The sequence below is a fragment of the Gimesia sp. genome, assembly GCF_048260065.1.
Taxonomy (GTDB): Bacteria; Planctomycetota; Planctomycetia; order Planctomycetales; family Planctomycetaceae; genus Gimesia.
Genome location: NZ_JBLXHC010000014.1, coordinates 131,225 through 155,933 on the forward strand (window position 1 = coordinate 131,225; position 24,709 = coordinate 155,933).

Genomic DNA, 24,709 nt, shown 5'->3' on the forward strand with positions numbered 1-24,709 from the left:
GACAGGTTGGCTCTGTTTGAGTTGGAACCGGTTAACTGACAGATTCAATTGAAAAATCAATACTATTCTGCTGAGGATGAGTTGTCATTCGCAGTGGTTGCTTCGCTCTGATCCTTTTTTTTGACCAGCTCTGCCAGCCAGATGTCACTGGCGCCGTAACCACCCGGGCGTTTCGCGACGAACAGAAAGCTTCTGCCATCCCGTAATAACCGGGCGCGTCCCGAAGCATTTGGGTCGTCTTTAAAAACGAGTACCGGTTCTGACCAGTCCGAATTCCAGTCGGATCGCGTTGAGTAGTGGAGCTTGCTGAGAGCATCGTCCGCATCGGTTTCCCAATCCTCTTTCTGATAAAACATGTAGAACCGGCCATCATCGCTCAGGGAACCGTTGCTGATCCACTGGTCAACGGGAAGTGTTTGCTCGGATCGCTCTCCGAAAGGACTGTCCAGCGAATCACGTCGCCAGATCATCAGGCCGCTTTCCTGACCGGGGGATTTCTTGTCTGCAGAAACGATGCGGGGGCGGAATCCGGTCAGACCATCAGGGGTGAGCCGATAATCACGTCTGTCACCAACGGCGATGGGATCGGGGATCGCTTCCTGCCAGGGATCATTCAGACTTTTCCGAATCGAAAGATACCAGTGTGCATCCCTTCGGAATGAAAGACTCAGACCGTCTGCCGAAATCTGAGGGACTTCTGCATTCCCATTGGTGTTAATCTCCGCAGGCAGTAAGGTCGGTTCACTCCATTCAGCATCTTTAGCAGGACGTGTCGAGATCCATAAGTTACGACGTTCAAATTCCGGATTCTTGAGGGCTGTCGAGAAAACAAGAGTGCATTTGTCGGCGGTCATATCGCCGCTGAACTCAAAATCATGCGAGTTAATCAGGGGCCCCATGTTTTTTGTCACTTGCCACTCCCATTCCCCCGAAGCCAGCAGATCGGCAAGTGAGGTTTGGGGAGTGATGGGTTGATTGAGATGTTGTTCTTTTTTGTCAGGCGCTGCGACGAGATCAGCAACTGGTGTTGCGGGTTCACTCGAGGATTCCAGAGACGGAAGAACATCGGGCTGATCAGAATCGCGCGGCCAGAGGAGGGCTGTGATTCCCAGCAGGACGATCGCACATGCCGTTCCCACCAGGTATCGTTTCTGAGCAGGTCTGTTTGTGTCAGCAGGTTTCGCCGTTCCTGGTTCACTGATCGTCGGTCCGGGATCTTTTGAGATGTCAGATGGTTGTGAGGAACGTGGGGGCGATTCCTTGACCGGAAGCGGTATATGGCAGTCCTCCAAAGCCACGATCAGCTCCCGGGCAGTCTGATAACGGTCCTCCGGTTTCTTGGCGATCATTTTCTCAAAAACAGCCGCCACAGAATTGGGAACATCAGGACGCTGCTCCTGCAGAGAGGGGATTTTCGCTTCGCGATGCTGCACAAAGACCTTGAAGATCGTGTTTCCGGAATAGGGGGCTTCGCCCGTCAGCAGGAAGTAAAGCGTGCACCCCAGGCTGTAGATATCGGAACGGAAATCAACCAGGTGGGCATCCAGTGACTGTTCCGGTGCCATAAAGGAAGCAGTACCCAGAATCGCTCCCGCCGCCGTCAGTTCGGACTTGCTGACGAACGGTCGGCCACTCTCATCATCGGTCGTTTCGGAGCCGGCAGGAGTATGTCTCAGGGAATCGTCGATGTGGGCCAGACCCAGGTCGAGTAATTTGATCGTTCCCTGATCGTCCAGCAATAAATTTCCGGGTTTGATGTCCCGATGCACGATACCACGTTCGTGGGCGTGTTGCAGACCAGCGGCGGCCTGTCGAATGCAGTCAACGGCCTGGCTCAGAGACAGCGGTCCCGAGGAGCGCACGATTCTGCTGAGGTTATCTCCCCGCACGTATTCCATGACGAGGAAATTGACGCCGCGCGCTTCGTCGGCATCGTAAGCACGGACAATATTGATATGTTCCAGTGTTGCTGCAACGCGGACTTCCCGTTTGAAGCGTCTGACCTGATCTTCCGACGCCAGCATCTGCTGGGAAATCATCTTCAATGCCACCAGACGATTCATCGTACGATGAATGGCTTTGAAAACCATTCCCATGCCGCCGACATCAATCAGATCAAGAATGAGGTATTTATCGATCAACAGTTCCGGTTCTCCTTTGAGGAGCGCCGATGCCTGGTAAGATGTGAGTTTACCATCGGTGACGAGTTGTGATGCCAGTTGTCGCGCGTCCGCTGAAGGATTTCCCGTTGCTACAGAGTCGCTGACGGATGCGAATTCATCCGGCGAAAGGACCCCGACTTCCGAGAGTTTGGAGAGAAAGTGATCGCAGTCAACATCATCCGGCAATTCTTGCTCTGGTGGCTGCTGTACTTCAAGTGGCTCGTCCAGATGAGGGAGGTTAGAGACGACTTCATCCAGGTTCTGTTCCAGCAGATCGACAGAAGGATCTGCGTGCTTGAGCAGCGACTGAACTTCCGCCAGCAGTACGATGTTGGAGCCACACTCATTTGCCAGCCATTCATCCCGTTTTTCAGACGGAATCTCCAGCGCACTCAGGAAAACCTGTTGTACTCTTTCCGCGTGAGAGTCACTCATTTGCATCATCACTTTCTGTTCCCGGACCAAGTGCGCGATACAACCAGGCTTTGGCAAACTTCCAGTCGTTATTGACTGTCCGTAATGAAATATCCAGTTGTTCCGCGATTTCTTCGCCGGTCAAGCCGCCAAAAAATTTAAGTTCTACAATCCCTGCTGCTCTGGGGAACTCTTTAGCGAGTGCCTCCAGTGCATCGTTCAATTCAAGGATGTCTAACTCTCTGGCGTCATCTGCAACAGAAATGTGCAACGGAATTCCACGTCCCGCTTTTCCTCCCCGTTTCAGGCGTTTTCTCTCACGCGCATAATCGACCAGCAGGCGACGAATAATGGTTGCACCCGCTGCCAGCATCTGTGAGCGGTCGGCTGGATCGAGGTTGTTTTGGTCTTGAAGACGCATGTAAGCGTCATTCACGAGCAATGTTGGCTGCAGCGAATGTCCTGGAGTTTCCCGGTTCAGCGCTTTCTCGGCCAGTCCATGAAGCTGGTCGTAAATCGATTGATGCCAACTGATTGGGTCATTGTCACGAGATGCCATGATCTATCTTGCCTGTCGATCGTGATGTGTTCGTTGTTCCAGAATCGCATCAGTGACTAGCGGAAACAGGTCTCCTCCACAGAAGTCTATGTCCCTCTGACGGTTATGATTTTACGGAGGTCTATCTGCTGACGCAACTTTACATTTTCAATATCTGTTGTCGGTCTGAAATTTCGCATTTCCTGTTTTTTCGAAAAAAAGATTTCTCATTGCACATTTCTCCGCCAGGCAACGCCAAGTCTTGTGAAGCGGATACACGGGCAATTAACAGGGGCTTTTGGGGAGACAATGATGGCTGTTTACGATTCGACCGATCATAAGTTGGGTGACTATTTATTAGGGAAAGCAACCGGGTACGCGGGGAGCGTTTACAGTTCGCTGGGGGCAGAGCATTTCCGCTATGAACAAAAACAGCGCGATCAGAACCTCAGTATGAGATACACGCCAGGTTCCAGCGGACCAGGCATACTGGATGAAGCATTTCAAAGTGCCGGAGACTTCGCGTCTGAGTGGACTGAAACCATCGTTGACTATGTGGCATCGGTTTTCAAATGGGTTCCCTCCTGGGTCGGGATGGTACTGAAGGTGCTCTGCGTTTTCGCGTTTCTGACAGGTGGTGTAAACTATGGATTCACTGGCTGGGGACTGTTATTCGTCACTGGGACCGGCTGGTTTGCCCCTCGAATCTTCTCAGGGCTTCTGCAGTTGACCGTTTATTTATCACTGACTCTGCTCTATCTCAGTTTTGTCGTTCTGGTGGCGGCATCAGGTGTGGGAGCAGTCATCGGAGTCTTCTATGGCCTCGCTGTATTGTTTGCATAGTTGGCAACGCGATTATCTTTGAAAATCCCTGGTAGTACCTGGATCGACACAGCTGGCTCACGCACGAGGTATTGTTAATTAAGTTGGTGAAGAAATGGATCAGAAGTAGGCGGATGATCAAAAGTTGTAAGGTATCTATTATTTTGGGGCGTTGATTTCTTGAAGAACAGGTCGAAAATATCATATGACAGGAGGATGTTAAAACTCAAAATGCAATCTTAATTACCGATGCTGACCCCGGAGATGCATCGACTGGATATCAAATGAAAAAGTCTCAGACATTCCTGTTTGCTGTTGTTGTCACGATTTCTGCATTGACCGGCTCGCAAGCCAATGCAGAACTGATTCTGGAAGTCTCGCCGGAAGGTTCTGTCCGCTCGCTGTCTGCTGCCCGCGATGAACTTCGCAAACGGCAGCCGCAAGAACCGACGCGCGTTGTCATCCAGGCGGGAACTTATTTCATTACAGAGCCGCTCGTTTTTACTCCCGAAGATTCAGGCACCGCGACTGCACCGATTACATATGAGGCAGCTCCCGGAAGCCGCCCGGTGATCTCAGGTGGAAAACCCATCACTGGTTTCAAACTCGAATCTGATGGCACCTGGTCTGTGAATGTTGATCCTGAATGGAAGTTCGAACAACTCTGGGTCAATGGAAAGCGGGCAATTCGCGCGCGAGAGCCCGATGAGTTTTTCTTCTACCTCCGCAATGGTCGGGAGAAAATGGGAACCACCGACGGACCCAAGCCAGGGAAGATTGCCCGACAGACGTTGTATGCAGATCCCGCGGACCTGGCTTCTTTAGCGAAGGTTCCGGAATCAGAGCGGGCGGGAGTGCAGGCTCTCTTCTTTCACAAGTGGGATAATACCCGAAAGTATCTGGACGGGTTCGATGTCAAAACGGGGAAACTTCTGACGTCTGGTCGGCAGATGAAACAGTGGAATCCGCTGACTCGAAATACGGCATATTTCCTGGAGAATTATCGCGCTGCCCTCGATTCTCCCGGAGAATGGTATCTGGCGCCGGGAGGCAAACTGCACTATGTTCCCCGGGAAGGGGAGACGCCTGAAAAAGCGGAGGCGTTTGCGCCGGTTGCTGAAAAATTACTGGTCCTGCAGGGAGATCCCGCTGCGGGAAAATTTGTCGAACATCTGACCTTTCGCGGACTCAGTTTTCGCCACACAGACTGGCGCACGCCACCCCAGGGGTTCGAACCTTCCCAGGCTGCATCTCCGATCGAAGCGGCAGTGATGATTGATGGCGGACGCGATCTGAAATTCGAAGATTGTGAAATTGGTCATGTCGCCACTTATGGACTCTGGTTTCGCAAGGGGTGTCGCGACAGTGTTGTCACCCACTGCGATCTGCACGATCTGGGGGCCGGCGGCGTGCGCGTCGGCGAAACCGGAATTGCTTCCAAAGAAGCCGAACGGACTGGCAAAATCAAGGTTGATAACAACCTGATTCGGCACGGAGGCCGCCTTTTTCCCTGTGCCGTTGGTGTGTGGATTGGTCAGTCCGGTGATAACACGGTAACACATAATGAGATTGCAGACTTCTATTATACGGGCATCTCAGTCGGTTGGCGCTGGGGCTACAGTGACAGCCTCGCTGTGCGAAACAAGGTTGAATTTAATCACATCCATCATCTGGGCTGGGGCTGGCTCAGTGATATGGGAGGCGTCTATACCCTCGGACCTTCACCCGGTACGACCGTCAGTAATAATGTGATTCATGATATCCTCTCCTGGAGCTACGGCGGCTGGGGGCTCTACAATGACGAAGGGAGCACGGACATTGTGATGGAGAATAACCTGGTCTATCGCACTCGGTCGGGTGGATATCACCAGCACTACGGTCGGAATAATCTGATCCGAAATAATATCTTTGCTTTCTCACGCGAATACCAGGTGAAACGCAGCCGGGTGGAGGAGCATCTCTCTTTCACGTTCGAGCGGAACATTGTCGTGTTTGATTCCGGTGAACTGTTTCATGGAAGCTGGAAAGACAAGAATGTGAAACTGAATCACAATCTGTATTGGCGAACGGATGGCAAGCCGATCGATTTTCAGGGAATGACGTTCGCTGAATGGAAGGCTATGGGGAAAGACCAGGGTTCGATCATTGCCGATCCCGGTTTCATTGATCCGGCGAATGACAATTTTCATCTGATGAAAGATTCCCCCGCATTCAAAATCGGATTCGAACAATTCGACTATGAAAAAGCAGGCCTCTATGGAGACACTGACTGGACAACCCGCGCGGATTCACTGGACTTGCCGGAAATGAAAAATCCGCCGGCAACGCCTTTGCTGTCATTCGTTGAAGACTTCGAAGCAGGAGAACTGCCGCCGAGTACATCCGTCAGTAAAGATGAAAAACGCGGCGGTGTCGAAGTCAGGGAAGTGAAGGGGGCTCCGTCCGGCTCTCAGGCTCTGAGAATGCTCGATACTCCGGGACAGAAGCATCGCTATCATCCGATGTTCGTGGTTTCACCGCATTATAGTGAAGGCGTCGGTCGCTGTGCGTTTGCCGTCAAACTGAGTTCCGCTGCCGTCTTTCAACATGAGTGGCGCGATCAATCCAACCCGTATCGCATTGGACCCACACTCTGGATTGAAAAAGGCAAGCTCAGCGCTGCAAACAGGAAAGATTTGCTGAACTTCCCGGTCGACCAGTGGGTGAACCTGGAAATCACGGCACCGCTGGGAGAGCAGGCGGGCAAATGGGATCTGACTGTGACTTTACCGGGACAGAGGCCACGGCGTTACAAAAACCTGACCTGTGTTCATCCCGAGTGGAAGTCGCTCGACTGGCTGGGTTTTATCAGCCAGGGAGACCAGGATGCTGAGATCTGGGTCGATGATCTTGAACTGTCGCAGTGAGTGGAATCAATGAACCGCATTTCATTTCTGATTCGGGTATTGTGGGCATCCCCCAATACTCTCATTGGTTTAATGATTGGCGGCGTGGGAATGTGCTTCGGCGGGCGGGCCCGGATTCAGGGACGGGCAATTGAGTTCTATGAGGGGGGCACGAAGTGGTTCATTCAGCGATTGCCCCATGGTCAGTTTACACTCGCATTGACGCTGGGGCATACGATACTCGGGCAGACTGATGCGTCCCTCGAGATTTCGCGAGCACATGAACTGGTCCATGTCCGACAGTATGAGCGCTGGGGGCCGTTTATGCTGCCCGCTTATTATCTTTCGTCCATCTATATGTGGCTGTCTGGTCGTCGGTTTTATCGCGATAATCCGTTTGAGCGAGAAGCTTATGACGCCGATGGCGGCGAACAGGATGTGTAACAGACAGACTGAACTTTCCGCTCGATCCGTGTGTCAGGGTTGACATCGTGCAGGTGAAATCCAAATGAATCCAGTGAAAACCAGAGAGAGAACAGACATGTCCGATCCCATCGATCCCCATAAAATCGTCGTACTGACCGGCGCGGGAATCAGTGCCGAGAGTGGATTACCGACGTTTCGCGATATGGGAGGTCTCTGGGAACAGTATGAAATTACCGAAGTGGCTTCACCCCAGGCATGGGAAACGAATCCGCAACTGGTGCTCGATTTCTATAACGAACGGAGACGGAAAGCGGTTGCGGCTTTACCTAATGCGGCGCATCAGGCCCTGGCAGAACTGGAGAGCCAATATGAGGTCGTCGTGATTACGCAGAATGTGGATGATCTCCATGAGCGCGGAGGTTCCAGCCATGTGATCCACGTGCATGGGGAACTGATAAGAGCCCGCAGCACAGCAGATCCTGCTCTCATTTATGAAATTGGTGGAAAGGATATTCAACTCGGGGATCTCTGCGAACAGGGAGCCCAGTTAAGGCCGCACATTGTCTGGTTTGGAGAATTGATTCACAACTATGAAGTCGCAGCAGCACATGTGAGTGACGCTGGGAAAGTGCTCGTGGTCGGCACCTCGCTCTCGGTTTACCCGGCTGCCGGTCTGTTGACCAAAGCACGTTCGAGCGCGGAAAAACTGATTGTCAGCCCGGACCTGGAATCGGAGCCGGTCGCATTCCACTGGATCAAAGGGACCGCGGTCGAACATGTGCCTCAGATCGTAAATCGCTGGCTGGCAGGCATGTCGGCCGTTTAATTCGTGTTTAGTGATACGGCGCATTCCTGTTTTGTGGAAATAACGCTGTCTAAGCCGAATGCTTCCAGGCAAGCTTGCAGAGGGGGACGAGAAACAAAACAGCCGTTTTCTCATCACTGAGACACGCTGCTTACCAGCGAAAACTGGCAAGCAGCGGATGTTGATCTGGCATGTCGTCCGGTTGAACCACGTAGGGAGTTCCCCCGTGTCGGTATGTGTTCCGGATGGCCCGGTTGAGTAGCGCGATATCGCCAGATTCCGGCTGGGCATGTGTTTTTATTAATTCACCATCCCCAGGTGGTTGCCCCCAGAGTTCTGATCCGAGGGGGGTAAACAGCGTTTCGACACGCCCCTGTTCAGCAGCCTGCAGGATTTCTTCCAGTTGATGCGAAATGCGAGAGGTTCCCAGCTGTTTCTGAAACCGCTCACGAGCTTTATGCAGAGAAGTCTTGAAGTGTGACTCAACGACTGGCAATGCAAGTTCTACCAGTTCGCGTGCGCTGAGCTGGTCCGGCGAAGTGGCTATTCCTTCCGGTAACAGTTGATTTCCATGGAAGTGCTTGCGAAACAGATTCTGCTGTTTTTCCGCACAGACAAGAACCAGAGGAGGCGCATTGTTTTCCAGGTAGTTTTCCAGTTGCCTGGTGAGCAGTTGATAGTAATCTGTCAGGACTTTTTCATTCTGTTCTTTCGTCAGACCATGTCCGTGTTGCATCCCGGCGAAATCTCCACCAGGGCCTGCGGAAGCTGTGCTGTGATACTGCAAGGATTCTTCGAACTCAATGCCCTGCGTAAACTCTTCCAGATTTGCGGGGATATTTTCAGGTAATTCGACTTCTTTGAATTCACCATTCTGATGGCGGATCATCCGGATCGATTTCGGACAGATCGCGAGCAGATGAAATCGATCGTCTTCAAAGACTTTATAGAATAAGGGGCTGAGATAAAAAGTATTATCCACGGACATCATTTCAGGGCATTGAAAGGGGAGGTCATACTGATGAAAAACTCCCGGAGCGATCAGCAGGCAAAGACCCTGTGCGGACCCCTGTTTCCAGAAGACGGGATCATTTTGCAGCATACGCGCCGGTTTCAGAAACTGATGCGCTTCCGCAGTGCCGAGCCCCATTTGCTGTAGCGTTGTTTCCGCATCATCTAACATGTTCCGCAACTCAATGGAATCCTGTCCCAGTTCTGAGACTGCCTGATGTCGAGGGAGATATAGGGAAACGCATGGGCCCTGTTCCCATTCGGTGAGGGTTTTGAGCTCATCAAGTGTTAATGTCTGCATCGAACTCTCCTTGTTGATTAATTTCTTGTGAACCTGATTCGCAGTTGAGGATTTTCAGAAATTTCGTTTTAAACAGGCTGATCTTCACAGAGTCTGCCTGCGCGATTCAGTTTATATCCGTGAATCGATGTTGCAATCAGGAGAGCAGGGTGATCCGAGATGGGATGATGTCGTGTTTTTAGATGGGGAAATTCCCGATGTCAGTCGGGAACCGGATTCAGGGAATCAATCCAGAATTCTGGTCGCTAGACGATCCTCAACAGGCAGGTTAGAATCAAAGCGTCTTGTCCTATTATGTTTTGCGAACTGACTGAGAGGCTGCAATGGAGATTCAACAGCTTCAGGAACATCTGCAACAACTTCGTTTTACTTCCGGTTTGTCGGCAGAGGAACTGCAGCAGCTGGCTGCCATCTCCCGTTTTCAGGTTTATGCCCATAATGCGACGATCTTTACGGAAGGAACCGCGCATCGGGATCTTTATATCATTCTCAGCGGTCGCGTTGAGATCTGCATGACCATTCCCGCTCGTGGCTGTTTGCCTGTTTTGACTTTGGAAGAGGGGGATCTGGTTGGCTGGTCCTCCTTTCTCAAACAGGGAGAGATGACCGCGACCGTGGTTGCAGTGGAGGAGACCCGTCTGATTGCCATCGACGCCGATGACCTGGCCGCTTTATGCGATGAGGACCACGATATCGGTTACCAGATGATGCGACGGGTGGCGCTGGCGTTATCTCAACGACTGGTTGCCAGTCGTCTGCAGGTGCTCGATCTATATGCTGTTGCTGAAGAAGCACATCCTCTGAAGCAGGGAGGCACAAATGAGTGAATCTCTGCAGACAGGCGACGTTCAAACACGCTTTTTAAAGCTGGATGAATTTGCCCGTCTCTTCGAAGTGCTGATTTCCCGCGGTTATGAAGTGATCGGACCGACAATTGACCAGGAAGCCATCGTCTACGGTCCGCTGTCATCGATTGATGATTTACCGCGTGGCTGGACCGATCAGCAGGAGCCAGGCAGATACCGACTGGTGAAACGCGATGATAATGCATTCTTTGGTTACGTAGTTGGTCCGAGTTCCTGGAAGAAACAACTGTTTCCACCGGTCGCCACACTGACGCGCGCCGACCGAACCGAGGAAGGCTGGCAGTTTCAGGAGGTAGAAGAAGAAACGCCCCGCTATGCATTCCTGGGGGTTCGTGCCTGTGAACTGGCTGCCATGAAGATCCAGGATCGTGTTTTCACGGGGGGACCCTATACTGATTCGATCTACGATCAGCGTCGCAGGCAGGCACTGGTCATCGCCGTGAATTGTACTCAGGCCGCTTCGACCTGTTTTTGCACTTCGATGCAGACCGGTCCCCGCTGTAAAACAGGATTTGATCTGGCACTCACAGAATTATCTGACGGCTTTCTGGTGGAAGTGGGAACTGCAGTCGGTGCCGAGATTCTGCAGGACCTGGATACGGGAGACATTTCGCCTGAACAGGAAACGCGGGCAGATGCAGCGCGGCAGCAGGCCGTCGACCAGATTGAGCGAAGGTTTGATACGACGGATCTCAAGGATCTGCTGCTGTCCAACCTGGAGCATCCCCAGTGGGATGATGTGGCAGAACGCTGTCTATCCTGCACGAACTGTACGATGGTCTGTCCGACCTGTTTCTGCAGTTCCGTCGAAGAAGTCAGTGATCTGACGGGCGAGCATGTGGAACGGCAGAGGCAATGGGACTCCTGTTTTAATCTGGATTTCAGTTACATGAACGGAGGACTGGTTCGTAACCGGATTCGCAATCGTTATCGGCAGTGGTTAACACATAAACTGGCAACCTGGATCGATCAGTTCGGCACATCAGGGTGCGTCGGTTGTGGGCGCTGTATTACGTGGTGTCCTGTCGGTATCGATCTGACACAGGAAGTGCACGCGATACGGGAATCGCAGTCATGAATTCAATCGTTGGAAAACAGACTGAGAAACCAGCCAGCTTCTGGGTCGCAAAAACGGCGGTCATCCGTGAGATCACTGCGGAAGTCAGCGGGGTCGCCACGTACCGACTGTCGCTGACCGATGCGGTCGCTGCGCAGTCGTATCGTTTTGAACCCGGTCAGTTTAACATGCTGTATCTTCCCGGCGCGGGAGAATCGGCGATTTCCATGAGCGGAGATCCGGCTGACTGTGAGACCCTGCTGCATACGATTCGAGTTGCTGGCAATGTGACGCGTGGAATCGCTGCGTTAAAAACAGGAGATTCCCTGGGACTGCGCGGGCCTTTTGGTACCAGTTGGCCGCGTGAAGACTGTCGGGGAAAAAATGTTGTTCTGGTAGCCGGTGGAATCGGACTGCCTCCGTTGCGTCCCTTAATCTATCAACTGCTGGCGCAGAGAGACGATTATGGGAGTCTGCATTTATTGTACGGCGCGCGTACGCCTGAGATGCGGGTCTATACGCGGGAGTATGAACGCTGGCAAGCGGGGGGGCTGGACATCAGAGAAACCGTAGATCGTTCGAGCCCCGGCTGGCGCGGAAATGTGGGAGTGGTGCCTCAGTTACTGGAACGGCTTTCCAGATTTGATCCTGCTCAGACGATTCTATTGATCTGTGGTCCGGATCTGATGATGCGTTTTACGGCCCGTGTTGCACTTCAGCGGGGATTGACCAGCGAGCAGATCTGGGTTTCGACCGAACGAAATATGCAGTGTGCGGTTGGTTTATGTGGTCATTGTCAGCTGGGACCGGAATTCATCTGTAAGGATGGGCCGGTCTTCCGCTACGATCAGATTTCACCCTATTTGAAAGTGGAAGGACTCTGAGCGTGGGAAAACCCAGACTGGCCGTTTTCAAATTTGCTTCCTGTGATGGTTGCCAGCTCTCTCTGCTGGATGCCGAGGATCAGCTGTTGTCCGTCGCTGATGCAGTGGAGATTGTCTATTTTCCCGAAGCCACCAGTCGCATGGAAGCGGGGCCGTATGATATTGCATTGATTGAGGGATCTGTGACGACGCCTCACGATGCAGACCGGATCCAGCAGATTCGTAGAGACTCCCGCTTTCTGATGACCATCGGTGCCTGTGCGACTTCTGGAGGCATCCAGGCTTTGAGAAACAGTGCCGATTCTGCTGAGTTCATGCAGGCTGTTTATGCCAGTCCTGAATACATCCAGGTATTAGAACGATCAACGCCCATCGCGGATCATGTGCCTGTTGACTTTGAATTGCGAGGCTGTCCAATCAATCAATATCAGCTGATTGAAGTCATTCAATCATTGCTGGCCGGACGGACGCCGCGCACTCCCGGGCACAGTGTCTGCCTGGATTGTAAACGCCGCGGAACCGTGTGTGTGACGGTGGCTCAGGGAATTGCCTGTCTGGGACCTGTGACGCAGTCGGGGTGTAATGCGCTTTGTCCGAGTTACAACCGGGGGTGTTACGGGTGTTTTGGTCCAGCCTCGCAGGCCAATCTGGTGAGCCTGACTTCACAGATGGAACAGGAGGGGGCCACGAAACAGGAAATTTCAAACAGCCTGCAGAATTTCAACAATAATGCCCCCGCATTTCGTGAGGAAAGCCGGCGTTTACAGGACAGGACCGGAACGGGGAGCCAGACTGATGAGTGACCGCAGGATCAAGGTGGAAACGTTGACCCGGGTCGAGGGAGAAGGGGGGCTGTTCATCCGCATGAGTGGTGAAACGGTTGAAGAAGTCCGCCTGGAAATTTATGAACCGCCCCGTTTGTTTGAAGCGTTACTACGGGGACGACCGCTCGAAGACGCGCCGGATATCACAGCCCGTATCTGTGGCATCTGTCCGGTGGCGTACCAGATGAGCAGTGTGCATGCTCTGGAGTCTGCATTGGAAGTGACTGTTTCCCCGGAGATCCGCCGCTTGCGTCGACTGCTTTATTGTGGCGAATGGATTGAAAGTCATGGCCTGCATATGCATTTACTGCATGCCCCCGATTTTCTGGGCTTCGAGAGCGGACTGGAAATGGCGAAGCAGTTTCCCGACGAGGTCAATCGTGGATTGAGACTCAAAAAACATGGCAATCAGCTGGTCGATCTGCTGGGAGGCAGGGCCATTCATCCGGTGAATGTCTGCGTGGGGGGCTTCTATCGTTTTCCCCGCCGGGATGAATTTCAGAAACTGATCCCGGATTTTGAATGGGGCCTGAACGCTGCGCTGGAGACCACACGCTGGGTGGCTGGTTTTGAATTTCCGGAAATGGAATCTGATTGCGAATTTGTCTCGCTGTCGCATCCTGATGAATATCCAATGAATGCCGGCGAAATGAAATCCAGTCGGGGAGATGTGATTGAAGTCGAACAGTACGAAGCGGAATTCGAAGAGCGGCAGGTGCCACACTCGACCGCATTGCAGGCCTTCCGAAAGTCGACGGGGCGTCCTTATCTGCTGGGGCCGTTATCGCGTATCAACCTGAATCGGGAGCAACTGTTTCCACAGGCGCGCAGGCTGGCAGACGAAATCGGTTTCGAACCGGTCTGTCGAAATCCGCATAAAGCGATTATCGCACGCGGGCTGGAACTCGTTCACGCCTATGAGGAAGCGTTAGCAATCCTGCGCGATCAGCATCCGACTGGTAAACCGAGAGAATCATATGCGCCGCAGGTGGGAACTGGAAAGTCAGCGACGGAAGCACCACGGGGAACGCTGTATCATCGCTATGAAATTGATGATCAGGGCAAGATCGTAGAGGCCTGTATTGTTCCGCCCACTTCACAGAATCAGGCCCAGATTGAAGTCGAGCTGAAGCATCTGGTATCTGAGTTTATTGATCGAGAGGAAGCAGATCTGGCGCGACAATGCGAAAATCTGGTGAGAGCCTATGACCCCTGTATCAGTTGTTCGACTCATTTTCTCAAAGTCACAGTCGATCGACGGTAAGAGTCGGCAGGAAGGACGAGGGAATGAACAACGGGGCACAAATCATGGTTGCGGGAATTGGCAGTCCGCACGGTGACGATCAGGCGGGCTGGGAAGTGGCCCGACAGATTGAACGGCGCGGGTTGACACACGTTCGTGTGAAACTGGCACGTACGCCGGCTGATTTACTGGACTGGATTGAGACCGGTATGGATATCGTGATTTGTGATGCCTGTCGGGGAGCCGGTGCAGCGGGGAGTGTGCATCACTGGGAGTGGCCGTGCGGTCAACTGCATGAGATTCGCTGGTCGGGCACGCATCAGATGTCACTCGTAGGAGTTCTCGCGCTGGCAGAACAGTTGGGAAAACACCCGGAGCATGTGCAGATTTATGGTATCGAACTGCAGTCAGATCATTCCGAAGAAACGGTTTCAGACATTGTGCAGTCAGGAGTGATCGCTGCTGTCGAATCGATCTGCGAGAATTTGAATCACTCTGTCAGACAGGGGGAGATGGAACATGCATGAACGTTCTCTGGTTCAGAATCTGTTGAAACAGGTCAGGCAGATCGTCGCCGATCAGGGGGGCGGTCGTGTATCGGAAATCTGTGTCCAGGCAGGTGAAATGTCGGGGGTCGAACCGCTGTTGTTTGCCTCCGCATTTGAGGAGATGGTCGTGGATGTGTTTTCCGCGGAGTGCCGATTGAAACTGGATCTGGTTTCCGTCACGGCTGTTTGTACTCACTGTCAGCATCAGTTTGAAGTCGTTGATTTCCAGTTTCACTGCCCTGAATGTCAGTCAGGAACCGTTGATGTCATTCAGGGGGATGGCCTGCAACTGATGAGTATCACGATGGAGTCCATTGATTCCCATGAAGGAGTGTCAGCATGAGTCAGCAAACCATCATCGTCAAACGTGATCTGCAGTCAGAGCAAAAGGCCGATGCGGCAGTAGAACGTGCGCGTCTTGGCCGCCGCGGAACACTGGTAGTGAATCTGCTGTCGTCACCAGGATCGGGGAAGACCAGTTTACTGGAAGCGACGGCGCGACATTTCGCTGGCCGACGGTCGATGGCGGTGCTGGTGGGGGATCTGGAAACAGACCGCGATGCGCAGCGGCTGGCGCCTCTGGTTCCTGTCGCACAGCTGACAACGGGGGGTGCCTGTCATCTGGAACTGCCACTGGTGCAACGGGGGCTGGCTGCGCTGGGTGATCCTGAAGTCGATTTTCTGTTTATCGAGAATGTGGGGAACCTGGTCTGTCCGGCTTCGCATGATCTGGCAGAACACGTGCGGGTGGTTCTCATCAGCACGACAGAAGGGGACGATAAGCCGGGAAAATATCCGAAAATGTTTCGCACCAGCGACGCGATGTTAATCACGAAACTGGATTTATTGCCGCACGTTCCTTTTTCAGTAGAAGCGGTTTCTACAGATGCCCAGAGGATTCAATCTGCTTTGAAGGTGATTCCCTGTTGTTCTCTGACAGGAGCCGGGATTCAGAAATGGTGTGATTTCCTGGAAGATCAATATCGAATTCAACTGGCTGGCTGCCATGAACCCGCGAACAATCATTAAAAGTACGGAGCGGAATGTCGCGATCAAAATCACCTTGAGTGGTCGCGTGCAGGGGATCGGTTTGCGTCCTGCAGTCGCGCGGCGGGCCTGTGAATTACGACTGGCAGGTTCGATCTGTAATACAACAGCGGGGATTGAACTGCTGATTGAAGGTCCCGAAAATGTGGTACACAACTTTGAACGCGACCTGGAAACATACCTGCCTGAAGAAACGGTGATTGATCAGAAAATCACTGAAACGACTGCACTGCGCGGGTTGAAGCGTTTTGACATCATCGAGAAACAGACCAGTGGCCCCTTGGCGGCTCGTGTTCCCCCCGATCTTGTTGTCTGCCTGGAATGTCTGGCGGAACTTGCTGATCCCGCGAATCATCGATTTGACTATGCTTTCACCAGTTGCACGCATTGTGGCCCCCGGTATTCCCTGCTGCATTCGCTGCCTTATGAACGCGATCAAACGGGCATGTCGAGATTTGAACTTTGTGCGCGCTGTGAGAGCGAATACACGTCCCCCATTGATCGCCGTTTTCATGCCCAGACCATCGCCTGTCCGGACTGTGGTCCCCGCGTCTGGAGTACCAGTGCTACCGGAGAAATCAGGGGTTTCGGTACAGTGGCAATTCGGAATACGGCCCGTGCACTGCAGCTGGGAGAGGTTGCCGGTCTGAAGGGACTGGGCGGCTATCAGCTGCTGGTTGATGCCACCAGTGAGTCAGCTGTTCAACAGTTAAGAACTCGGAAGCAACGTCCGGGCAAACCGCTGGCGGTGATGGTGACGGACCTTGCTGCAGCGCGAAAACTGGCAGAAGTGAATGATGCGGAAGCAGCAGCGCTGACCAGCCCCGCGGGACCGATCGTGCTGTTGCAGGCGCGGAATGACTCAGCGATTGCCGGTAACGTGAATCCGGGGTTGAACACATTGGGTGTCATGCTGCCGACGACACCGTTACACTGGTTATTGCTCCAGCAATGTGATTTTCCCCTGGTGGTCACCAGTGCCAATCGGGAAGGGGAGCCGTTGTACTTTCAGGATCGAGGTCAATCAGAAGCACTCAATGGGCTGGCGGACTGCTGGCTGGAACATGATCGTCCCATTGAACGACCCATTGATGACAGTGTGGTTCGCTGGATGGCGGGACAGCTGGTGACCATACGGCTGGCGCGGGGGCTGGCTCCGTTGGCTCTGGATCTGGAACATCCTCGACCAGCCATTGCGCTGGGGGGACATCAGAAAGCCGCGATTGCGTTGAACAATGGTGCTCAAGCTGTGTTGGCGCCTCATGTCGGAGATCTGGGAAATCTGGCAGCCTGTGAACGATACGAAGCGCAGTTGGCATCCCTGAAGCAGCTGTATGGATTCGCGACGTCAGACTTCATCTGTGATACGCATCCTGATTATTACACTTCAAACCGGGCAACTCAAACAGGCTCGCGTGTCGAGCGAGTCCAGCATCATCATGCACATATTGTGGCGGGTATGCTGGAGCAGGGCTGGCTGGATCGGCAGGTGTTGGGAGTCGCTTTTGACGGAACAGGCTGGGGCGATGATCAGACCATCTGGGGAGGCGAATTTTTATTTTCGTCGGCCTCTCACTATACCAGAGTCGGGCATTTCAGACCGTTCTGTCTGCCAGGAGGAGAAGCGGCTGTCAGAGAACCGTATCGTATTGCTGTCTCTTTACTGGCAGAAGCAGTGGGACCGGAGGCTGCGTTACGCGCAGGGTTTAAAGCGGAACTGGCGAAACCCATTTTGCAGATTGTTAATTCAATAAGTCTCTCTCCGCTCACTTCCAGTGTGGGACGGTTGTTTGATGGCGTCGCATCCCTGGTCCTGGGAATCACCCACTCTGAATTTGAAGGGCAGGCGGCGATGCTGCTGGAAGCGAGCTGTGATCGAGCGGAAGCAGGCAGTTATGAAATGCCTCTGTTACAGGGAACGCCGATTCAGCTGGACTGGCGCCTCTGTCTCTCTGCGATTCTGCGAGACCGGGAAGCGGGAGTGTCACCAGGAGTGATTGCCATGCGGTTTCATCGAGGACTGGCACGAGGCACGGCGCAGTTGTGTCGGCAGTTTGCTCATTTGCCTGTCGTTTTGGGAGGGGGCGTGTTTCAGAACCGCTGCCTGGTCGAACTACTGGTGGAAGAGCTGCAGCAGAATGATCAACCAGTGGGGTTACCTGGCAGGATTCCTCCCAACGATGGCGGGCTGGCCGCCGGTCAACTGGCGGTGGCGACTGCCCGCTTCAGACAGGAAGGGGGAGACGCATGTGTTTAGGAATTCCTGGTCAACTGGTGCGGTGGATCGAACGGGAGGGCGTCTTTTCGCAGGCGGAGATTGAATTCGATGGCGTCCGCCGCGTAGTGCATATGGCCTGTGTGACCGAGGCTGAAGTGGGGGATTATATTCTGGTACATGCAGGGATTGCGATCAACCGGATCGATGAGAGAGAGGCACAGCGGATCTTTGAGACACTGGCTGAGTGGGGGGAAGATGAGGGCTGGCATGGAACTCTACCTGATGGGGGAGAGCTGCGACCATGAAGTATCTGGATGAATATCGAGATCCAGCAGCCGCAGTGCGGTTACTGGATGAAATTCGACGAATTTCCACTCGCTGTTGGACCTTGATGGAAGTCTGTGGCGGGCAGACGCACAGCCTGTTACGTCATGGGATTGCCGCTGAACTGGAAGGGACCGTGGAATTGATTCACGGTCCCGGGTGTCCGGTCTGTGTGACCGATCAGACAGATATTGATTTTGCCTGCCAGCTGGCAAAACGGTCTGACGTGATCATGACCAGTTTCGGCGACATGCTGCGTGTGCCCGGCAGTCAGGGTTCTTTGCTGGAGGCCCGGGCCAGGGGGGGAGAGGTGAAGATTGTGTATTCGCCTCTGGATGCAGTAGAGCTGGCACGCAGACATCCTGAAAAACAGGTGGTGTTTTTCGCCGTCGGATTTGAGACGACGGCCCCCGCGACGGCACTGGCAGTGATGCAGGCTGCGCAGGATCAGCTGGCTAATTTCAGTCTGATTGTTTCGCATGTGCGCGTGCAGCCTGCGATGGAGTCGCTGGTTGAGTCACCGGAACACCGGGTACAGGCTTTTCTGGCAGCCGGGCATGTCTGCACGGTGATGGGATATGAATCCTATGATCGGTTTGTGGAACGCTATCAACTGCCTGTTGTCGTGACCGGATTCGAACCGCTCGATTTACTGGAAGGGATTCTGGCAGGTGTCAGACAGCTGGAAGCAGGTGAAGCACGGCTGGAAAACTGTTATTCTCGCGCCGTTCAACTGGCCGGAAATCAGTCCGCGCAGGATCTCGTGCGGGAGGTCTATCAGATCGCGGACTGTCGCTGGCGCGGATTCGGTTTTATTCCGTCCGGAGGGCTCTCACTGCAGGAAAAGTGGCTGCAGTTTGATGCACGCGTGCGTTTTCCGGATTGTGGTTTGCCGGTCATTACCAATTCTGAGTGTTGCAGTTATGAGGTGATGACTGGCCAGATCAAGCCGCCGGAATGTCCCCGTTTTGGGAAGCAGTGCACACCTGAGACGCCTCTGGGAGCACCCATGGTCTCTTCAGAAGGTGCCTGTGCTGCTTACTTTCGTTATGCCGGTGTCTGAAGAAATAAATCAATCGTCCAAAGTGAATGTGGAGCAGGATGGAAAACCAGCATCAGAATAAGACCAGCAGCTGGCAGCTGAATTGTCCGGTCTCGATTCCAGCCGAAACGGATTGCGTGACGCTGGCACACGGTGAGGGTGGGCGGCTGTCTCGCAAACTAATTCAGGAACGCATTATCTCTGCTCTGAAAAATGAGTTTCTGGAAACATCGGATGATGCCGCTCGACTGCCTCAGATCGAGGGGCCGCTGGCTCTGACGACAGACAGCTTTGTGGTTTCCCCCCTGTTTTTTCCAGGAGGAGATATTGGCAGCCTGGCCATTTATGGAACTGTTAATGATCTGGCGGTCAACGGGGCGCGTCCGCTCTGGCTCACACTGTCGTTGATTCTGGAAGAGGGGTTTCCCCTGGTTGTGCTGGATCGTGTGTTGCACAGCCTGGCTGAAGCAGCGCGAAGTACGGCGGTCAAGATTGTGGCCGGTGATACGAAGGTGGTTCCCCGCGGGGCCGTCGATGGTCTGTTTATCAATACGGCAGGAGCAGGCGAACTGATTGAACCCGTTCCGCCGGGCCCTGCGTTTCTGAAAGTGGGCGATGAACTCGTCGTCAGTGGTCCGATCGGACAGCATGGCATGGCTGTGCTCGCAGCGCGTGAACAGTTGCAGTTTGATCCAGTGCCTCAGAGCGACTGCGGTTCCCTGTTGAATAGTGTTGAGAAGTTGCGGACGAGAATCGGGGGCCGAATCTGCTGTCTGCGGGATGCGACCCGGGGGGGAGTGGCGGCGGTGCTGCAGGAATGGGCGGAGACCAGCGGTTTGACGCTGAGTATCGATGAACGTGCTGTTCCTGTCACACCCGGAGTGAGGGGGATGAGTGAACTGCTGGGGCTGGATCCCCTGCATATTGCCAATGAGGGGACCATGCTGATTGCCGTCCGACAGGGGGCCGGTCAGGAAGCTGTCTCTGTTTTACAGTCGCTCTCCGAGACAGCGGATGCCCGGGTGATCGGTTCCGTCAAGCCCCGGGGGCTTGTTCCGGTGACGATAAAACGGACACTGGGTCCCGAGCAGCCGCTCCACGATCCACTGGGCAGTCCTTTGCCACGCATCTGTTGACCTGTTTATCGCTTCCCGTTTAACTGCGGTCAATTGTAAAGCGCAGGTTCATGGGTTGTGAGGTATCGCGTAACTGTCGCTCGTGTTCCTGATTATGGAGTGAGTGATCGTAGTATGTCTCCATGGCTGCCAGAATCTCACGCCGACTGACGATCCCCAGGAGAATTCCGTCTTCAACCACAGGCAGATGTCGCAGATGGTGATTAATAAAGATGGAGACGATCGAAAACAGTTCCGTATCGGGGCTGATACAGATGGGGTGTGAACTCATGATGGTGCGGACCGTCTGTTTCGGGCTGGGGTTGCCAAAGAACATTTCATTTGACAGGGCATCCAGACAGTCCCGTTCGGATACAAAGCCGATGAGAGTATGTTTCTGATCCTGTTTATTGACCACAGGCGCATTTGATATCTTGTGTTTCAAAAGAAAACGAATGACTTCCGTCAACGTCATCTCCTGGGTCACAACTTCGACATGCCGATTCATGAAATCCTCGGCGCATGGGGTTTTCTGCTGCTCATTCATGGGATTTGTCTCCTGGATTATTGATCTGAGTGGATCTTGGTAAACTTATTCTTTGTCTTTCAAAGCTTCAAATCCGGTAACGACGTCTAACAGCTCCTCGGTGATAGCCGTCTGTCTGCGTTGATTAAATTCTGCCTGCAGATTGATCAGGCGTTCTTTGATGTTTCGTTCTGCCGCCTGCATGGAAGCGATCCGGCTGGCATTTTCACCCGCCAGCGATTCCGCGCAGGCACGAAACAGTGATACGAACAGGTACTGTTGAATCAGTCGGGACAGTAAGGTTGTGCGATTCATGGTGTAGAGGGGGAGTGAGCGTGATGTGTTCTGGCTCTCCTGCTTGCGGTGAAACTTCGTCGGGTCAACGGGCAGTAACTGCACGACATGCGGTTTATAGGTCGAAGCTGATTCGCGCTGGTTATAAAAAATAAAGATTTCACTCAGTCTTCGCTCATGCCGCCATTGATCAATTTTAGCGAGCATTTCAGAGACCAGGGGGGCAATTCCTGTAGCAGAACCAGGCAGGTTGAAATCGAAATCAACGTCATGGCCTGAATCCAGAGTTTTCCCCAGCATTCGTGACCCGACGACCATCCAGACCCGATTTCTTGTCTGGAAACTGGTATCAGCGAAATAGTCTGCGGCATAGGAATCCAGTTGTTCGTTGAACTGACCGCACATTCCCTGATCGGAACCAAACAGAATCACACCGATTGTGCCTGCACCCGCACCATCTGGTAAATTCCAGCGAGGTTGTGTCCTGGAGAGCACCATTTCCAGTCCGCAGTAAACAGTATCGGAATAGTCTTCCAGGGAATCGACTGCCTGCTCGTACTGCCTGATACTGACGGCAGCCAGCGTTTTCATTGTGCGCACGACCGATTCCAGATCTCTGGTGCTTTCAATATTTCGTTTTAGTGTTTCGAAATCCTGCATCAGTTCAGTCGGTCTCAGAAGGTGGATTTTGGGATTGCTGAATTAATTCGGTCACAGCATGCAGAACCGATTTCTGCTCAGTCTCTGTGATAGGTTGACCGGCGAGGATCTGTTCGCTCAATTCGGGAAAGTCATTGTCGAGTATGCGTTGTACCGCATCTTCCAGTTGATGGATTTGTGGCAAGTCGATTTTGTCGAATGCGCCCCCCGCCATACCGATTAACACAGAGAGTTGCTCGGTTACGGACAGAGGCTGATATTGGGGCTGTTTAAAAATTTCACGTACACGCCTGCCACGCTCGAGAGTGGCGAGGGTTTCGGAATCGAGTCGGCTGCTGAAACGGGAGAAGGCTTCCAGTTCCTCAAATTGACTGTAAGACAACCTCAAATCGCCTGCGACGGTCCGGTAAGCGCGGAGTTGTGTTTTCCCGCCGACGCGGGAGACGGAGCGACCGACATCGACAGCAGGCAGGATCCCTTTCTGAAACAGCTGCGGCGAAAGGTAGATCTGGCCGTCGGTGATCGAGATTAAATTCGTCGGGATGTAAGCAGACAGGTTCTGCGCTTCCGTTTCGGCGATCGGTAGCGCGGTTAACGAACCTCCTCCGAGCCGGTCTGCTAAATGGGTCGAACGTTCGAGCAACCTGGAATGCAGGTAGAAGATGTCCCCGGGGAATGCTTCGCGTCCCGGAGGACGTCTCAGCAGCAGCGATAATTCCCGGTAAGAGCGGGCGTGTGACGTCAGGTCATCGTAGATCACGAGGACATCCTGGCCTCGGTCCATAAAATATTCTCCCAGGGTGGTCGCCGCATAGGGGGCAACAAACTGCAGACCAGGGGGGGCGTCGCTCTCACCAACGACGACTGTTGTGTATTCGAGCGCGCCTTGATTCCGCAGGTCGTCAATCACTTTGGCGACCGCGGTATTTCGCTGCCCGATCGCACAGTAGATACAGATGACATCCTTATTCTTCTGGTTGAGGATTGTGTCAATGGCGATTGCAGTCTTACCTGTCTGACGATCTCCCAGAATCAGTTCGCGCTGCCCGCGACCGATGGGAATCAGGGCGTCAATGACTTTCAAACCTGTCTGCAGAGGAACGGTGACAGGAGCCCGGTTGATGATGGGGGCGGGATCGCGTTCGTAGGGTCTGCGTTCGGCAGCCGTGATCGGACCGTGGCCATCCAGGGGACGTCCAACCGGGTCGATGACACGCCCAATTAACGATTCGCCTACAGGAACATCAAGTAAGCGGTGCGTGCGCCTGACTTCGTCTCCGGCAGTGAGCTGTTCGCCGTGATCGAGCAAGACGACTCCGACTTCATGTTCATCCAGATTCAACGCCAGTCCGAGAATATGATGCGGGAACTGCAACAGTTCTTCTGACTGCACGTTCGGTAAGCCGCTGATGCGGGCATGGCTGCGACCGACATAAGTGACTTTCCCGACTTCGATCAGCCGCGGTGTGAATTCATGCTGATTTAAGACATTGCCAAAGTGATTAAACGTGTTGTCGATCAAAGAATGAATGTCGGGACGATCGTTCATAGGATTTGCCTGAGTGGTTTTTAAATCACGATAATTATGCTTGCGGTTCGATTTTTGATTCCGAGTCGATCGAAATGACATCTCTGAGTGAATGAATAAACTCTTCTTCCAGTTCCTCCAGCGACTCCTGCAGGTTCCAGGCGATTTTGTAGCCAGCCAGATGGAGGTCAATTCCACAAATCAGATCCGGATTTACCCGGAAATGAATCGCCACATCCGGGCTGAGATCTTCGTGGATCAGGTCCTCGATATTTTTGCGATCGGTGGGGGGCAGTTCGAAAGCACTTTCGACCAGCACTTTGGGATCAGTCGATTCGAGTCTGGCAAGAAACTCCTTTTTCTGTGTGGCATCAATCTGTCTGATCCGATTCATGAAGACGGCAATCGTCTGTTCCTGCAGATCAGTGTCAGCCAGTTCTTTGAGAATCTGGTGGCTCATCTGATGGATGTGTACTGCCATGCGCAAGCGGGCTTCTCGTAAAAAAGATTCGCGTTCCCGATGCAGAGCTCGAAACCATTCTGATTTCTCCTGATCGATTTCGGTTCGCGCCTGCTCCAGATGCTGTTCTTTCCAGGCCTGAATTTCTTTTCCTGCCTCTGCCAGTAAATCTTCTCGCGCATGAGTGAGTTCTTCGGTCTGTTGCTGATACCGGGCCAGTTCCGATTTTGCCTCACGTTGCGCAGTGGTGGCTGCTTCGTGTTCTGCCGTGATCTGTTTTTCCCGTTCTGCCATCGCATTCAGCACCGGCTTGTAGAGGAAATGTGTCAACAGCCAGACGAGGACCAGAAAGTTGAGAATCTGAGCAGTAAAAGTAAACCAGTCGATGGACATTCCGTTTTCCTGTTGAATCTGTCAGTAAGATTATTTGGCGGTTGCCTGCAGAAAGTGATTCCAGAACGGGTTGGCAAAGATCAGAATCATGGAAATCACAAAACAGTAAATTGCCGTCGATTCCACCATTGCGAGTCCCACGAACAGGGTCCGTGTAATCGTGCTGGCCTCATCGGGCTGTTGTGCGATGGCGCTTAATGCCTGGGCGAGGGCTCTCCCTTCTCCGAGAGCCGGACCGATAGATCCGACGGCGATGGTAATTCCTGCTGTAAAAATAGAAACTGCGGCAATGACAGTATTTGAGTCCATAAACTGC

Annotated in this window: 24 protein-coding genes; 16 read left to right on the plus strand and 8 right to left on the minus strand. The window is 53.2% G+C overall.

Features of this window, described 5'->3' with window-relative positions; genetic code table 11:
* Positions 1-62 precede the first annotated feature (62 nt).
* Positions 63-2,597, minus strand: a complete 2,535-nt coding sequence (locus ACN0YN_RS23365; protein ID WP_417387443.1) for a serine/threonine protein kinase — start codon at positions 2,595-2,597, stop codon at positions 63-65.
* Positions 2,590-3,135 (minus strand): ECF-type sigma factor, encoded by a 546-nt coding sequence (locus ACN0YN_RS23370; protein ID WP_417387444.1) that lies wholly within the window; start codon positions 3,133-3,135, stop codon positions 2,590-2,592. Before ACN0YN_RS23370 ends, ACN0YN_RS23365 begins: the two co-directional genes overlap by 8 nt.
* 291 nt (positions 3,136-3,426) lie before the next feature.
* On the opposite strand from ACN0YN_RS23370, the gene ACN0YN_RS23375 reads away from it, so the two are divergent.
* The 4 genes from ACN0YN_RS23375 to ACN0YN_RS23390 all read left to right on the plus strand — a co-directional run bounded on the left by ACN0YN_RS23375 (position 3,427) and on the right by ACN0YN_RS23390 (position 8,073).
* Complete coding sequence (locus ACN0YN_RS23375; RefSeq protein ID WP_417387445.1) at positions 3,427-3,957, plus strand: hypothetical protein; 531 nt, start codon at positions 3,427-3,429, stop codon at positions 3,955-3,957.
* A gap of 263 nt (positions 3,958-4,220) precedes the next feature.
* Positions 4,221-6,842, plus strand: a complete 2,622-nt coding sequence (locus ACN0YN_RS23380) for a right-handed parallel beta-helix repeat-containing protein (protein ID WP_417387446.1) — start codon at positions 4,221-4,223, stop codon at positions 6,840-6,842.
* 9 nt (positions 6,843-6,851) lie between these two features.
* On the plus strand, positions 6,852-7,265 hold the full coding sequence (locus tag ACN0YN_RS23385) for a hypothetical protein (protein ID WP_417387447.1): 414 nt from the start codon (positions 6,852-6,854) through the stop codon (positions 7,263-7,265).
* A gap of 64 nt (positions 7,266-7,329) precedes the next feature.
* Complete coding sequence (locus ACN0YN_RS23390) at positions 7,330-8,073, plus strand: Sir2 family NAD-dependent protein deacetylase (protein ID WP_417387448.1); 744 nt, start codon at positions 7,330-7,332, stop codon at positions 8,071-8,073.
* A 130-nt stretch (positions 8,074-8,203) separates the two neighbouring features.
* Here the strand turns inward: ACN0YN_RS23390 and ACN0YN_RS23395 are convergent, their stop codons facing one another.
* Positions 8,204-9,364 carry a hypothetical protein gene (locus ACN0YN_RS23395; protein WP_417387449.1) on the minus strand — a complete coding sequence of 387 codons (1,161 nt, stop codon included), beginning with the start codon at positions 9,362-9,364 and terminating at the stop codon, positions 8,204-8,206.
* Positions 9,365-9,687: 323 nt separating this feature from the next.
* Here ACN0YN_RS23395 and ACN0YN_RS23400 point away from each other — a divergent pair, with 323 nt between their 5' ends.
* The 12 genes from ACN0YN_RS23400 to hypE are packed head-to-tail and all read left to right on the plus strand — an operon-like array spanning position 9,688 to position 20,553.
* Positions 9,688-10,191, plus strand: a complete 504-nt coding sequence (locus tag ACN0YN_RS23400) for a Crp/Fnr family transcriptional regulator (protein ID WP_417387450.1) — start codon at positions 9,688-9,690, stop codon at positions 10,189-10,191.
* Positions 10,184-11,308, plus strand: coding sequence for a 4Fe-4S dicluster domain-containing protein (locus tag ACN0YN_RS23405; protein WP_417387451.1), 1,125 nt, complete (start codon positions 10,184-10,186; stop codon positions 11,306-11,308). The genes ACN0YN_RS23400 and ACN0YN_RS23405 overlap by 8 nt, the downstream gene beginning before the upstream one ends.
* Positions 11,305-12,171 (plus strand): FAD/NAD(P)-binding protein, encoded by an 867-nt coding sequence (locus tag ACN0YN_RS23410; protein WP_278469109.1) that lies wholly within the window; start codon positions 11,305-11,307, stop codon positions 12,169-12,171. Before ACN0YN_RS23405 ends, ACN0YN_RS23410 begins: the two co-directional genes overlap by 4 nt.
* A 2-nt stretch (positions 12,172-12,173) precedes the next feature.
* Positions 12,174-12,974, plus strand: a complete 801-nt coding sequence (locus tag ACN0YN_RS23415; RefSeq protein ID WP_417387452.1) for an oxidoreductase — start codon at positions 12,174-12,176, stop codon at positions 12,972-12,974.
* Positions 12,967-14,259, plus strand: a complete 1,293-nt coding sequence (locus ACN0YN_RS23420) for a Ni/Fe hydrogenase subunit alpha (RefSeq protein WP_417387453.1) — start codon at positions 12,967-12,969, stop codon at positions 14,257-14,259. Before ACN0YN_RS23415 ends, ACN0YN_RS23420 begins: the two co-directional genes overlap by 8 nt.
* Positions 14,260-14,282: 23 nt before the next feature.
* Complete coding sequence (locus ACN0YN_RS23425; RefSeq protein WP_417387454.1) at positions 14,283-14,765, plus strand: hydrogenase maturation protease; 483 nt, start codon at positions 14,283-14,285, stop codon at positions 14,763-14,765.
* Positions 14,758-15,129 carry a hydrogenase maturation nickel metallochaperone HypA gene (locus ACN0YN_RS23430; protein WP_417387455.1) on the plus strand — a complete coding sequence of 124 codons (372 nt, stop codon included), beginning with the start codon at positions 14,758-14,760 and terminating at the stop codon, positions 15,127-15,129. The genes ACN0YN_RS23425 and ACN0YN_RS23430 overlap by 8 nt, the downstream gene beginning before the upstream one ends.
* Positions 15,126-15,815 carry a hydrogenase nickel incorporation protein HypB gene (gene hypB, locus ACN0YN_RS23435; RefSeq protein ID WP_417387456.1) on the plus strand — a complete coding sequence of 230 codons (690 nt, stop codon included), beginning with the start codon at positions 15,126-15,128 and terminating at the stop codon, positions 15,813-15,815. Before ACN0YN_RS23430 ends, hypB begins: the two co-directional genes overlap by 4 nt.
* The gene (hypF, locus tag ACN0YN_RS23440) at positions 15,748-18,090 is read left to right on the plus strand and encodes a carbamoyltransferase HypF (RefSeq protein WP_417387457.1); all 2,343 of its coding nucleotides are present in this window, start codon (positions 15,748-15,750) and stop codon (positions 18,088-18,090) included. The genes hypB and hypF overlap by 68 nt, the downstream gene beginning before the upstream one ends.
* Entirely contained in the window at positions 18,081-18,356 is a 276-nt protein-coding gene (locus ACN0YN_RS23445) for a HypC/HybG/HupF family hydrogenase formation chaperone (RefSeq protein WP_417387458.1), read from the plus strand. The genes hypF and ACN0YN_RS23445 overlap by 10 nt, the downstream gene beginning before the upstream one ends.
* A complete protein-coding gene (gene hypD / locus ACN0YN_RS23450) occupies positions 18,353-19,438 on the plus strand; it encodes a hydrogenase formation protein HypD (protein WP_417387459.1) in 1,086 nt (361 codons plus the stop codon). Before ACN0YN_RS23445 ends, hypD begins: the two co-directional genes overlap by 4 nt.
* 38 nt (positions 19,439-19,476) lie before the next feature.
* The gene (gene hypE, locus ACN0YN_RS23455) at positions 19,477-20,553 is read left to right on the plus strand and encodes a hydrogenase expression/formation protein HypE (protein WP_417387460.1); all 1,077 of its coding nucleotides are present in this window, start codon (positions 19,477-19,479) and stop codon (positions 20,551-20,553) included.
* A gap of 19 nt (positions 20,554-20,572) precedes the next feature.
* Here the strand turns inward: hypE and ACN0YN_RS23460 are convergent, their stop codons facing one another.
* Genes ACN0YN_RS23460 through ACN0YN_RS23480 form a run of 5 tightly spaced genes read right to left on the minus strand, consistent with a single transcriptional unit; the run spans position 20,573 to position 24,702 of the window.
* Positions 20,573-21,079 carry a CBS domain-containing protein gene (locus tag ACN0YN_RS23460; protein ID WP_417387461.1) on the minus strand — a complete coding sequence of 169 codons (507 nt, stop codon included), beginning with the start codon at positions 21,077-21,079 and terminating at the stop codon, positions 20,573-20,575.
* A 45-nt stretch (positions 21,080-21,124) separates the two neighbouring features.
* A complete protein-coding gene (locus ACN0YN_RS23465) occupies positions 21,125-22,012 on the minus strand; it encodes a F0F1 ATP synthase subunit gamma (protein WP_417387462.1) in 888 nt (295 codons plus the stop codon).
* A gap of 4 nt (positions 22,013-22,016) precedes the next feature.
* Positions 22,017-23,561, minus strand: coding sequence for an alternate F1F0 ATPase, F1 subunit alpha (locus ACN0YN_RS23470; protein ID WP_417387463.1), 1,545 nt, complete (start codon positions 23,559-23,561; stop codon positions 22,017-22,019).
* Positions 23,562-23,595: 34 nt separating this feature from the next.
* The gene (locus tag ACN0YN_RS23475) at positions 23,596-24,393 is read right to left on the minus strand and encodes a hypothetical protein (RefSeq protein WP_417387464.1); all 798 of its coding nucleotides are present in this window, start codon (positions 24,391-24,393) and stop codon (positions 23,596-23,598) included.
* A 30-nt stretch (positions 24,394-24,423) separates the two neighbouring features.
* Positions 24,424-24,702 (minus strand): F0F1 ATP synthase subunit C, encoded by a 279-nt coding sequence (locus tag ACN0YN_RS23480; RefSeq protein WP_417387465.1) that lies wholly within the window; start codon positions 24,700-24,702, stop codon positions 24,424-24,426.
* Between the last annotated feature and the right edge of the window lie 7 nt (positions 24,703-24,709).